Genomic DNA, 12,405 nt, shown 5'->3' on the forward strand with positions numbered 1-12,405 from the left:
TCTGTCGGCGGAGGGATACAACGTGGGCGAAGACCCGGCGATGACTTCAGCGGTACCGGACGTGGTCCCGCATGAGCCTCCGCGCGCGCCTGCAGCGGCGCGTCCGATGGTCAGCTCGTCGCCGCCTGCTGCCGCCCCTCCCGCTGCACAACCGCCTCGGATCGCTCCGGCTCGCGTCCGGGCGCGCCTAGCCCGACTAGGTGGCACCAGGCACCCGAACAGGGCGCCGATGCTCGAGCCGCTGTTCCGGGTGGTCCGGGCGACCCACCCCAAGGCCGACCTCGCGATCATCGAGCGGGCCTACCGGACGGCCGAGAAGTATCACACCGGCCAGCTCCGCAAGAGCGGCGATGCGTACATCACGCATCCGCTCGCGGTCGCCACCATCCTGGCCGAGCTCGGTATGACGGCGCCGACGCTGTGTGCGGCGCTGCTGCACGACACCGTCGAGGACACTCCCTACACGCTCGACGAGCTGAAGAAGGACTTCGGCGAAGAGATCGCCATGCTGGTCGACGGCGTCACCAAGCTGGACAAGGTCAAGTACGGCGAGTCCGCGCAGGCCGAGACGATCCGCAAGATGGTCGTCGCGATGGCCAAGGACATCCGGGTGCTGGTGATCAAGCTCGCCGACCGGCTGCACAACATGCGCACGCTCGGCTTCCTGCGGCAGGAGAAGCAGGAGCGGATCGCCCGCGAGACGTTGGAGATCTATGCCCCGCTGGCCCACCGGCTGGGTATGAACACCATCAAGTGGGAGCTCGAGGACCTGTCCTTCTCGACCCTGCATCCCAAGGTGTACGACGAGATCGTCCGGCTGGTCGCCGAGCGGGCCCCGTCGCGCGACGAATATCTGGCGTCCGTGATCGACCAGGTGCACGAGGACCTGCGCGCCTCCAAGGTGAAGGCGACCGTCACCGGTCGGCCGAAGCACTACTACTCGATCTACCAGAAGATGATCGTCCGCGGCCGCGAGTTCGGCGACATCTACGACCTGGTCGGCATCCGTGTGCTGGTCGAGTCGGTCCGCGACTGCTATGCCGCGCTCGGTGTCCTGCACGCCCGATGGAACCCGGTGCCCGGCCGGTTCAAGGACTACATCGCGATGCCGAAGTTCAACATGTACCAGTCGCTGCACACCACGGTGATCGGCCCGCAGGGCAAGCCGGTGGAGCTGCAGATCCGCTCCTTCTCGATGCACCGCCGAGCTGAGTACGGCATCGCCGCGCACTGGAAGTACAAGGAAGACCCGAACTCGCCGGCCCCCGAGGTGGGCGCGCCGCCGAGCAGCGACGTCGGCGGCCCGAACGACATGCCGTGGGTGCGGCAACTGGTCGACTGGCAGCGGGAGACGTCCGACCCGTCGGAGTTCCTCGACTCGTTGCGGTTCGAGATCAACAACTCCGAGGTCTACGTCTTCACCCCTCGCGGTGACGTGATGTCGCTGCCGGCCGGGTCGTCACCGGTCGACTTCGCCTACGCGATCCACACCGAGGTCGGGCACCGCTGTATCGGCGCCCGGGTGAACGGGCGGCTGGTGCCGCTGGAGAGCACCCTCGAGAACGGCGACGTGGTCGAGGTCTTCACCTCGAAGGCGCAGGGCGCCGGTCCCTCGCGCGACTGGCTCAGCTTCGTCAAGAGCCCCCGCGCCCGCAACAAGATCAAGCACTGGTTCAGCAAGGAACGCCGCGACGAGGCGATCGAGCACGGCAAGGACGCGATCGCGAAGCAGCTCCGCAAGGAGGGACTACCGCTGCAGCGGCTGCTGTCGCACGAGACCCTCACCGCGGTCGCGAACTCCCTGCGCTACCCGGATGTGACCGGCTTGTATGCCGCGGTCGGCGAGAGCCACGTCAGCGCCCAAGCCGTCGTGCGGCGTCTGATCGAGACGTATGGCGGAGAAGAGGGCGCGGCCGAGGACCTTGCCGAGGGCCTGCGGTTGCCTGCCACCCGCGAGCGCCGAAAGCGCACAGCTCGCGGCGACGCCGGCGTCATCGTCAAGGGTGCCACCGACGTGCTCTCGAAGCTTGCCCGCTGCTGTACGCCGGTGCCGGGCGACGAGATCATCGGCTGGGTCACCCGAGGTGCCGGTGTCTCGGTGCACCGCGCCGACTGCGCCAACGTGGAGAACCTGCAAACCCAGCCCGAACGCATCGTCGAGGTCGAGTGGGCACCCACCGCCCAGTCGGTCTTCCTGGTGGCCATCCAGGTGGAAGCCCTGGACCGAGCGCGGCTGCTGTCGGACATCACCCGCGTGCTGTCCGACTACCACGTGAACATCCTGTCGGCCGCCCTGACGACGACCCGGGACCGGATAGCCAAGTCTCGCTTCACCTTCGAGATGGGCGATCCGACTCACCTAGGCCACGTCCTCAAGGCCGTCCGCTCAGTAGAGGGCGTCTTCGACGTCTACCGCGTCACCCAATAGAGGGTCTCCATCCAGTAGGCCGCAGCTGAGTCGGCGCGGCGTACTGGCGCTTGGCTCCGGCCTGCTGGTGTCCGGCTCCGGTCTGCTGACGGCTTGCACTGGTTCCAGCTCGAGCAGCGGTTCCACCAGCAGTAGTTCCAGTGCAAGCAGCCCGGCAACGCCTAGCTCGGGTGGTGCTTCTCCTGTGCCTTCGAGCCCTGATTCGACCTCGACTCCGACGCCGCGTGGTCGTCCCAGCATCGCGTTGCCGGAGGTTCGGCGATGGGCGCCGGGCCGTGGCGAGATCCAGCCGCAAGTGAAGGTGCAGGCCGTGCGAGCAACGGAGAGCCTGCTCCAGCGTCCGGGAGTGCGGTCGGTGGTCGAGGTGATCGACGCGCAGTACGGCGGCATCCTGTCCGACTCGGCGAGCGTGCTCGTGGTCTGTCGGCAGTACTCGCTGGTCGATGGCGGGGTCAGAAGTGGCGGCACAACGGTCGACGTACGGCTGATCAGATCAGGTCAGACCTGGCGAGTAACGGCACTGCACCCCGCCCAGCCCGGATCGGCAGCATCGCGTCTGTCCGCGTCCGCCACCCGCGTGCTGGCGAGCGACCGGATCATCCTCCCGCCCGCGTCGATGGCGGATGTCAGATCCGGCCAGGTCCACGACACCGTCCTGAACGCGATGCTTCGCCTGGCCCAGAACTACCGGATCGGTGTGAGCGTGATCCGCTCCGGCCACCCGCAGAACGTCTTCGGCACCAACCGTCCCAGCGATCACCCCCGGGGCCGAGCGTTCGACACCTGGCAGATCGATGGCCACGCCGTAGTCGACCCAGCCACCTCCGGCTCCCTGATCACCGGCTACATGCGCGCAGCCGCCGCGGCCGGTTCCTACAACGTGGGCGGCCCCTACCGCCTCCCAGGTGCGACCTACTTCTCAGACGCCACCCACCACGACCACGTCCACGCCGGCTTCAGCACCTGACCACCGCACGACTGCGCGGGTTGCTTTTCAGGACTGGCTTTATGCCGCTGTCCCTAGCAGTCCGGACAGGTTGCCCAAGGCAGCGATCTATAGCCGAGCTACACCTCCAGCATCCGTCGACGATGCCCGCCCCACCCGCAACCGGCGCGCCGGGGGAACGAGTGTGAGGGCTGTGCGAGCGAGTGTGAGGGCTGTGCTGGCGGCAAGCGCTTGCTGACGACACGCCGGCCACACTCGATGAGGAGAAACAGCGACCCCGGGCGACCGGGAGCTGCGACGTAGGAGTGGTGGAGGTCCGGCCACGTCGCAGTACAGGGTCAGCTGAAGTCGGCGAGGGCGTTCTGGGCTTGGGTCAGCCAGGCTTGGCGGGCTTCGATGGCTTCTCGGGCTTCCGTCGCCTTGCGGGTGTTGCCCTGGGCTTCCGCCTTGGCCGCTTGCTTCTCCAGGTCGGCGATCAGGGCCTGGAGCTGCTTGACCGTGGCTTCGGCGCGGGCTCGGGCCTCGGGGTTGCTGCGGTTCCAGACTTCGTCCTCGGCGGCCTTGACGGCTTGCTCGACGGTTCGCAGGCGGGAGTCGATCGCGCGCATCGAGTCGCGGGGGACCTTGCCGATGGCGTCCCAGCGGTCGAGGAGGTCGCGGAGTTGGTCGCGGGCGGCCTTGGCGTCGTTGACCGGGAGGATCGCCTCGATCTCGACGAGCAGGGCCTCCTTGGCGGCCAGGTTGGCGACCTGCTCCTCGTTCTCCTCGGCCTGGATCGCGTCGCGCGCGCCGAAGAAGGCGTCCTGGGCGCTGCGGAACCGGGCCCACAGCTTGTCGTCCACCTCACGCGGGGCCGGACCGGCGGCCTTCCACTGACGCATCAGGTCGCGGAAGCGTCCTGAGGTTGGTCCCCAGTCGGTGGACGCGGCGAGTCCTTCCGCCTCGGCGGCCAGGCGCTCCTTCACCACGGCGGCCTCATCGCGCTTGGAGGACAGCTCGGCGAAGTGCTGCTTGCGGTGCCGGGTGTAGGTCGTCCGCGCGGAGGAGAACCGGTGCCACAGCTCGTCGTCGCTGGACTTGTCGAGCCGGGGGAGCGCCTTCCACTCGTCCAGGAGTTCGCGCAGCCGGGTGACGCCGTGCCGCCAGTCGGTGCCGGCGGCGATCGTCTCGGCCTCGGTGGCGATCTTGGTCTTGGCCTCGCGGGCCTCCTCGACCTTCGCCGCGCGTTCGGCCTTCTTCCTCTCCCGCTGCTGGGCGACGAGCGGGGTGAGGGAGTCCAACCGGGCCCGCAGGCCGTCGAGATCGCCGACGGCCTGAGCCTCGTCGATCGAGCTGGTGACCTTCTTCACCGCGGCTCTGGCGTCGTCGGGGGACACGGTGCCCGCCTGGACCCGCTTCTCCAGCAGATCCACCTCGAACTCGAGGGCGTCGTACCGGCGGGTGTAGAAGGCGAGGGCCTCCTCGGGGTTCGCGTCAGGCCACTGGCCGACCGCCCGTTCGCCGTCCTTGGTCCGTACGAAGACCGTTCCGTCGTCTGCTACCCGGCCCCAGCTTTCCTCGGCCACAACTCGCCCCTTCCGGCGGTATGTACTGCGCTCGTGCCCCATTCTGGTTCGTTCCCGGTTCACCACGGCAAACAGGGGCCAGTCGGGCGCGTCGGGACCTCTCCCCACGCGTATCACTGAACAATCACAAACTCCCGTGCGCTACGCAACGGGGTTGCCATCACAATCAAGCACAGAACAATCCGGGTCGAAGCCAGTGCCGGGGCACCGGTAGCCTTGGGTGGTCCCGAACTGTTCCAGGAAGGTTTGTCGTGCTCATCGCCGGGTTCCCCGCGGGTTCGTGGGGTACGAACTGCTACGTCGTCGCCACCGGCCAGGGCGCGGAGTGCATCGTCATCGACCCCGGGCAGGATGCCTCGACGGGTGTCGAGCAGGTGGTTCGGGAGAACAAGCTGAAGCCGGTCGCGGTCTTGCTCACGCACGGGCACATCGACCACATGTTCTCGGTGCTGCCCGTTTGCGGCACCTACGACAGCACCGCGTGGATCCACCCCGACGACCGGCACCTGCTGAGCGACCCGATGGCCGGGATCAGCGCGGAGAGTGCACGGATGCTGCTCGGCGGTGACCACTCGTTCGCCGAGCCTGACGACGTCGAGGAACTGAAGGACGGCCAGAGCCTCGAGCTCGCGGGCCTGCGGTTCACCGTCGACCACACCCCGGGGCACACGCGTGGTTCGGTGACTTTCACTACGCCGTACGAGGGGCCGGAACTGAACGGCGCCGTCCCCGCCGTCTTGTTCTCCGGTGACGTGTTGTTCGCAGGGTCGATCGGGCGGACGGATCTGCCGGGAGGCGACCATCCGACCATGCTGCATACGTTGGCCACCAAGATCCTGCCGATGCGCGACGAGATCGTCGTCCTGCCGGGTCATGGTGGCCAGACCACGATCGGCCGGGAGAAGGCGACCAACCCCTACCTGCAGGACCTGGAGACTTAACAAGTCATGACCGAGCAACGCGAGGGCATCATTCAATTCAGTGCAACTTGTGCCTCGTCGGCGCCCGGAGCGAAGCGAGGACGACGATGAGTCGGGTGACCCCGATCAGTGGGTTCCCCGAGTTTCTGCCGTCCGAAAGGATCGTCGAGCAGTACTTCCTCGACACGATCCGGGAGACGTTCGAGCTGCACGGGTTCGCGTCGATCGAGACGCGTGCGGTGGAGCCGATCGAGCGGCTTTCCAACCAGGGCGAGGACACCGACAAAGAGATCTACGCGGTACGCCGGCTCGGTGCGTCGGCTGATGACGAAGGACCTGGGCTCGGGCTGCACTTCGACCTGACGGTGCCGTTCGCGCGCTACGTGCTGGAGAACTCCGGCAAGCTCTCCTTCCCGTTCCGGCGCTACCAGATCCAGCGGGTCTGGCGCGGCGAACGCCCGCAGGAAGGGCGGTTCCGCGAGTTCACCCAGGCCGACATCGACGTGGTCGGCGACGGCACCCTGCCGTTCCACTACGAGGTCGAGCTGCCGCTCGTCATCGCCGACGCGTTCAGCAGGCTGCCGATCCCGCCGTTCCGGATCCAGGTCAACAACCGGCAGATCCCCGAGGGGTTCTACCGCGGCCTGGGCATCGAGGACGTCACCAGCGTGCTGCGCATCGTCGACAAGCTGGACAAGATCGGCCCGGACAAGATCACCCAGCTGCTCACCGCGGCGGACGGGCCGGCCCTGACGCCGGAGACCGCCAAGCAGGTGCTGCGGCTGGCGGAGATCTCGGCGACCGACGCGTCGTTCGTCGAGCAGGTCCGGGCGCTCGGTGTGCAGCACGAGATCCTCGACGAGGGCCTCGAGCGGCTCGCGGCGATCATGACCGCGGCCAACGAGCACGCCCCGGGGCTGCTGGTCGCCGACCTGAAGATCGCCCGCGGTCTGGACTACTACACCGGCACGGTCTACGAGACCCAGCTGATCGGGCACGAGTCGTACGGCTCGATCTGCTCGGGCGGCCGTTACGACTCGCTCGCGAGCGACGGTAAGACGACCTACCCGGGCGTCGGGATCTCCATCGGGGTGTCCCGCCTGCTCGCCCGGTTGTTCAGCCAGGGCCTGCTGAAGAGCTCCCGCAGTACGCCGACCGCAGTACTGGTTGCTCTCAACAACGAAGACGAGCGGGCGGACGCGATGCGTACCGCGGCGGCTCTTCGTCAGCGGGGGATTCCCGTCGAGGTCGCTCCGGCGGCGGCGAAGTTCGGCAAGCAGATCAAGTTCGCGGATCGCCGGGGGATCCCGTTCGTGTGGTTCAAAGGCCCGGCGGACGGGCCCGGCGGCGACACAGTGAAGGACCTCCGCTCCGGCGACCAGGTCCCGGCCGATGCCGCGAGCTGGACGCCGCCCACCGAAGACGTACGACCAGGTATCGAAACCCCTCAGGAGAACTCGTGATCCGTACCCATTCCGCAGGCTCGCTGCGTGCCGAGCACACCGGGCAGACCGTCATCCTGGCGGGCTGGGTGGCGCGGCGGCGCGATCACGGCGGCGTGGCGTTCATCGACCTGCGCGACTCCAGCGGCACGGTCCAGGTGGTCATCCGGGACGAGGACGCCGCGCACGACCTGCGCGCGGAGTACTGCCTGAAGGTCGTCGGTGACGTCTCTCCCCGCCCCGAGGGCAACGCGAACCCGAACCTGCCGACCGGCGAGATCGAGATCATCGCGACCGAGGTGGAGGTCCTGAACGAGGCGGCCCCGCTGCCGTTCCCGGTCGAGGAGCACCACGCCACGCCGGTGAACGAGGAGGTCCGGCTGAAGTACCGGTACCTCGACCTGCGTCGCCAGGGCCCGGGTGACGCGCTCCGGCTGCGCAGCAAGGTGAACAAGGCCGCTCGGGACGTGCTCGCGAAGCACGACTTCATCGAGATCGAGACGCCCACGCTGACCAGGTCCACGCCGGAAGGCGCGCGGGACTTCCTGGTCCCGGCCCGCCTCCGGCCGGGTTCCTGGTACGCGCTGCCGCAGTCGCCGCAGCTGTTCAAGCAACTGCTGATGGTGGCCGGCATGGAGCGGTACTACCAGATCGCGCGCTGCTACCGCGACGAGGACTTCCGCGCGGACCGGCAGCCGGAGTTCACCCAGCTCGACATCGAGATGAGCTTCGTCGACCAGGACGACATCATCGCGTTGTCCGAGGAGGTCCTGGTCGAGCTGTGGAAGCTCGCCGGGCACGAGGTGCAGACCCCGATCCAGCGGATGACGTACGCCGAGGCGATGGCGCGGTTCGGCAGCGACAAGCCGGACCTGCGGATGGGCCTCGAGCTGGTCGAGATGACCGACTACTTCAAGAACACCCCCTTCCGGGTTTTCCAGGCGCCGTACGTCGGGGCCGTGGTGATGCCGGGTGGAGCCGACCAGCCGCGGAAGCAGCTGGACGCCTGGCAGGACTGGGCGAAGCAGCGTGGCGCGCGTGGTCTGGCGTACGTGCTGGTCGGGCAGGACGGCGAGCTCGGTGGACCGGTCGCCAAGAACCTGTCCGAGGAAGAGCGCGCGGGCCTCGCCGACCACGTGGGCGCGAAGCCGGGCGACTGCATCTTCTTCGCGGCCGGCGCGGTCAAGCCCTCGCGGGCTCTGCTCGGTGCGGCCCGGCTGGAGATCGGCCGTCGTGGCGGACTGATCGACGAGTCGGCCTGGTCGTTCGTGTGGGTCGTCGACGCGCCGCTGTTCGAGCCGGCCGATGACGCGACCGCCGCGGGTGACGTGGCCGTCGGGTCGGGCGCGTGGACGGCTGTGCACCACGCGTTCACGTCGCCGAAGCCCGACTCGCTGGCGACCTTCGACACGGACCCCGGCAGCGCGCTGGCGTACGCGTACGACATCGTCTGCAACGGCAACGAGATCGGCGGTGGGTCGATCCGTATCCATCGTGAGGACGTGCAGAAGCGCGTGTTCAAGGTGATGGGCCTGACCGACGAGGAGGCGACCGAGAAGTTCGGCTTCCTGCTCGACGCGTTCAAGTTCGGCGCCCCGCCGCACGGCGGGATCGCGTTCGGCTGGGACCGGATCACCGCGCTGCTGGCCGGAGCGGACTCGATCCGCGACGTGATCGCGTTCCCGAAGTCCGGCGGCGGCTTCGACCCGCTGACCTCGGCCCCGGCTCCGATCACCCCGGAGCAGCGCAAGGAAGCCGGCGTCGACGCCAAGCCCGAGCCCAAGGGCGACGCGAAGGCTGAAGCGAAGGCGTAGCCAGCGATTTGCGTCCGAAGGACTGCGGGGCTGGACCCGCGGTTCTTCGGACGTTGTCGTTTCGGTGGTGATCGTGGTGTCGTGTCGCGATTTGCGTCCGAAGTACTGCGGGGCAGGACCCCCGGTTCTTCGGACGTTGTCGTTGGCAGTTAGCTGTCACGGCAGCGTGCACTGCTGTCGAAAGGGTTGAGCATGAGAAGGACTCGGTGGAAAGTAACTGTGTCGTGAGTTGCGGTAGGCAACTTTTCACGACGCCTTTCCTCGGAGTTCCGCCCCTCAGAGTTCCGCCCCTCTGCCCGCCCGGGAGACGTCATGCTGACAGCACGAATGCGCCGTATCCTCACCACCGGCCTGGCCCTGACCGGGCTCGCTGCCGGCGGCCTGATCGCCGCCACGCCGGCCCACGCCGCCGTGTTCCAGACCTATGGGACAGGGGTGAACGTCCGCTCGGACGCGTACCTCTCATCGCCCGTGGTGCGGACACTGCCCGGTCCGACCTCGATCGACGTGGACTGCCAGAAGGCGGGTGACCTGGTCACCGTGTCCGGCGGCTCCAGCAGGTGGTGGGCGCACGTGCCCGCCCTCGGCGGCTACGTCTCCGTCGCGTACGTCGCGATCCCCGAGGACAAGTTGCCCGGCGTACCGGAGTGCGGCGGCAACCCGAACCCGCCGTCCGGGGACATCACCCTGGCCGACGTGCAGGCGATGTTCGGCAGCCGGATCGCGAACCCGTCGCTGGTGAACACCGGACTCCCGTCGCTGAACCAGGCGATGCGCGACGCGAACATCAACACGCCGTACCGCAAGGCGGCCTTCCTGGCGACGCTCGTGCACGAGTCGCGGTTGGAGTACAACATCCGCGAGATCGGCGACACCAGGCCGTACGGCGGCCGCGGCTACATCCAGCTGACCGGCGACTTCAACTACCGCCCCGCCGGCCAGTACTTCGGTATCGACCTGCTCGGGAACCCCGAACTGGCCAGGTCGCTGCAGTGGAGCGCCCCGATCGCCCGCTGGTACTGGACCGTTGCCCGCAACATCAATCCCTTCGCCGACCAACTGAACATGGGCAAGGTCAACGCCGCGATCGGCTACCCGGCCGGCGCCGAGGACCAGCGCCGCTGCGACTCCTTCAAGAACGCGATCCGCTATCTGACCGGGTCGGTCCCGGCCGGAGTCGTCTGCACCCGCTCGAAGGCTTACGCCGGCGACACCAGCAAGCTGACCCGCGCCCAGTTCGACGCCCTCGGCAAGACCGGCGGTGGCCTCGGCTAGCCGACGTCTCCCCGCCGGGCCATCGTGTCAGGTGGCTCGGCGGGTGACTTCGAAGGCGAGGGTCAGTTCGGCAAGGGCCCGGGGGTCGGCGACCCGTTGTGATCGACGAAGCTTCGGCGCTCTGACGAGGGTCTGCCGGAACAATGACAGCACCCGCTCCGCAGGCACACACTGAGCGCACCAAGAGGCACGAGTCTCGTCGGCAGGAAAGGGAGATTTCCGATGTCCGAGTATTCGCCCGGTGTTCCCGAGACCATCGAAGAAGAGATCGAGCGGGCCAACGCGTCCGGAAGGACGCCCGTGGTGTTCATCCACGGCTTGTGGCTGCTGCCCAGCAGCTGGGACCGTTGGGCGGTCGTCTTCGCCGAGGCCGGCTACACGCCCCTGACGCCCGGCTGGCCTGACGACCCGGAGACCGTTGCCGAGGCCAACGCCCACCCTGAGGTGTTCGCCAACAAGACGGTCGGCCAGGTCGCGGACCACTACGCGGCGGTGATCGGCAAGCTGGACAAGAAGCCGGCCGTCATCGGTCACTCCTTCGGTGGGCTGCTCGCCCAGATGGTCGCTGGGATGGGCCTGTCCGCGGCGACCGTGGCGATCGACGCGGCCCCGTTCCGTGGCGTCCTGCCGCTGCCGATCTCGGCGCTGAAGTCGTCGGCTCCGGTGCTAGGCAACCCGGCGAACCGGCATCGCGCAGTACCGCTCACCTATGACCAGTTCCGGTTCGCCTTCGCCAATGCGGTTTCCGAGGAGGAGGCGAAGGAGCTGTACGACGCGTACGCCGTACCGGCCCCGGGTGCTCCGCTGTTCCAGGCGGCCGCCGCCAACCTCAATCCGTGGACCGAGGCCAAGGTCGACACCGAGAACCCTGACCGGGGACCGTTGCTGGTCGTCTCCGGCGAGAAGGACCACACGGTGCCCCGGGCGATCGCCGAGGCTTCGTTCAAGCGGCAGCAGCGCAACCCGGGGACCACCGAGTTCGTCGAGATCGCCGGGCGGGGTCACGCGCTCACCATCGACAACGGCTGGCGCGAGGTCGCCGACACCGCGCTCACCTTCATCCGGCGCTTCGTCGGCTGACCAGCCGCGAAGGCGGAATCGATCGGAGAAGGCCGCTGCTTCGTATACGATGAACCGGGTGACCTCGAACTCGGTCCTCGTGGGGGACAGCCACCTGCCGCTGCGTGACGTGGTGGCGGCGGAGCTGCGCCGGCTGATCCTGGATGGTTCGCTCGAACCGGGCGAGCGTCTGGTGGAGGATCGGCTCGCGCAGTTGCTGGGCGTCTCCCGCAACCCGATCCGGGAAGCGATGCGGGTGCTCGAGGCCGAGGGATTCCTCGATGTCGTGTCGCGGCGGGGCGCCTTCGTGGCCAAGCTGTCCGGTCGCCAGGCCGACGATCTGTTCCATGTCCGGCTCGCGCTCGAACCACTGGGCGCGCGCCTGGCGGCCTCTGCCGAGGAGCGCGAAACCTCCCTGCTGGCGAGGGCCTGGGCCATTCTCGACCTGGTGAACTCCTCCGGGCCCGAGGAGGATCTGGACACCCTGTCGACCTTGCACACCGAACTGCACTCGCTGATCTTCGAGATGACCCGGAACGACTATCTGATCGCCATCGCGATCCCGATGGTCAAGCGCGGCCAATGGCTGCTCCGGCAGGCCGCGCCGCTGCAGAACCCCGACGCCTGGGCCGAGCACCACGGTCTGATCGCGGCAATCGAGGCCGGCGACGCCGACCTGGCCGAGGCTGCCGCCCGGCACCACGTACTGAACGTGCGCAGCACCATCCGGCCGCGGCTCGACCAGGCATAGCCGCCGATCAGCAGCGGGCCTGCTGATCTTTCCGTATACAGCGGCGGTACTGCGATCCTTCCGGCCGCCGCGCCCGAACTGCCCCGATCTTTCGCCGACGGTCCTGGCAGCTGCCCTTGGTTTCAAGCATGATCGTGGGTGGTAGGCGGCGTAGAACGCGCCGAGACGAAACCAGCTCGTGGCGGCTCGGAAATCTGGACGTAGC

General features: G+C 68.1%; 9 protein-coding genes. 8 read left to right on the plus strand and 1 reads right to left on the minus strand.

What is annotated here, in order from left to right; all coding sequences use genetic code 11:
* The first annotated feature begins 229 nt into the window (after positions 1-229).
* Positions 230-2,428, plus strand: coding sequence for a RelA/SpoT family protein (locus tag ABD210_RS19465; protein ID WP_344113153.1), 2,199 nt, complete (start codon positions 230-232; stop codon positions 2,426-2,428).
* 310 nt (positions 2,429-2,738) lie between these two features.
* A complete protein-coding gene (locus ABD210_RS19470) occupies positions 2,739-3,395 on the plus strand; it encodes a hypothetical protein (protein WP_344113154.1) in 657 nt (218 codons plus the stop codon).
* 317 nt (positions 3,396-3,712) lie between these two features.
* Here the strand turns inward: ABD210_RS19470 and ABD210_RS19475 are convergent, their stop codons facing one another.
* Entirely contained in the window at positions 3,713-4,981 is a 1,269-nt protein-coding gene (locus ABD210_RS19475) for a DUF349 domain-containing protein (protein ID WP_425552688.1), read from the minus strand.
* Between the two features lie 209 nt (positions 4,982-5,190).
* Between ABD210_RS19475 and ABD210_RS19480 the strand changes: the two genes are divergently transcribed.
* The 6 genes from ABD210_RS19480 to ABD210_RS19505 all read left to right on the plus strand — a co-directional run bounded on the left by ABD210_RS19480 (position 5,191) and on the right by ABD210_RS19505 (position 12,200).
* Positions 5,191-5,880: an MBL fold metallo-hydrolase gene (locus tag ABD210_RS19480; RefSeq protein WP_344113156.1), complete on the plus strand. Its 690-nt coding sequence runs from the start codon at positions 5,191-5,193 to the stop codon at positions 5,878-5,880.
* 86 nt (positions 5,881-5,966) lie between these two features.
* Positions 5,967-7,322, plus strand: coding sequence for a histidine--tRNA ligase (gene hisS / locus ABD210_RS19485; protein ID WP_344113158.1), 1,356 nt, complete (start codon positions 5,967-5,969; stop codon positions 7,320-7,322).
* A complete protein-coding gene (gene aspS / locus ABD210_RS19490; protein WP_344113159.1) occupies positions 7,319-9,115 on the plus strand; it encodes an aspartate--tRNA ligase in 1,797 nt (598 codons plus the stop codon). The genes hisS and aspS overlap by 4 nt, the downstream gene beginning before the upstream one ends.
* A 312-nt stretch (positions 9,116-9,427) precedes the next feature.
* Positions 9,428-10,390: a glycoside hydrolase family 19 protein gene (locus ABD210_RS19495; RefSeq protein ID WP_344113160.1), complete on the plus strand. Its 963-nt coding sequence runs from the start codon at positions 9,428-9,430 to the stop codon at positions 10,388-10,390.
* A gap of 222 nt (positions 10,391-10,612) precedes the next feature.
* Positions 10,613-11,470 carry an alpha/beta hydrolase gene (locus ABD210_RS19500; protein WP_344113161.1) on the plus strand — a complete coding sequence of 286 codons (858 nt, stop codon included), beginning with the start codon at positions 10,613-10,615 and terminating at the stop codon, positions 11,468-11,470.
* A gap of 58 nt (positions 11,471-11,528) precedes the next feature.
* Entirely contained in the window at positions 11,529-12,200 is a 672-nt protein-coding gene (locus ABD210_RS19505) for a GntR family transcriptional regulator (protein ID WP_344113163.1), read from the plus strand.
* Positions 12,201-12,405: the final 205 nt, after the last annotated feature.

The organism is Kribbella alba (genome assembly GCF_039529635.1).
GTDB classification, from domain to species: domain Bacteria; phylum Actinomycetota; class Actinomycetes; order Propionibacteriales; family Kribbellaceae; genus Kribbella; species Kribbella alba.

Bases quoted from the DNA above. Each gene is read 5' to 3' on its own strand.
- ABD210_RS19465 (WP_344113153.1), top strand. From the start codon at position 230: ATGCTCGAGCCGCTGTTCCGGGTGGTCCGGGCGACCCACCCCAAGGCC.
- ABD210_RS19475 (WP_425552688.1), bottom strand. From the start codon at position 4,981: ATGGGGCACGAGCGCAGTACATACCGCCGGAAGGGGCGAGTTGTGGCC.
- hisS (WP_344113158.1), top strand. From the start codon at position 5,967: ATGAGTCGGGTGACCCCGATCAGTGGGTTCCCCGAGTTTCTGCCGTCC.
- ABD210_RS19495 (WP_344113160.1), top strand. From the start codon at position 9,428: ATGCTGACAGCACGAATGCGCCGTATCCTCACCACCGGCCTGGCCCTG.
- ABD210_RS19500 (WP_344113161.1), top strand. From the start codon at position 10,613: ATGTCCGAGTATTCGCCCGGTGTTCCCGAGACCATCGAAGAAGAGATC.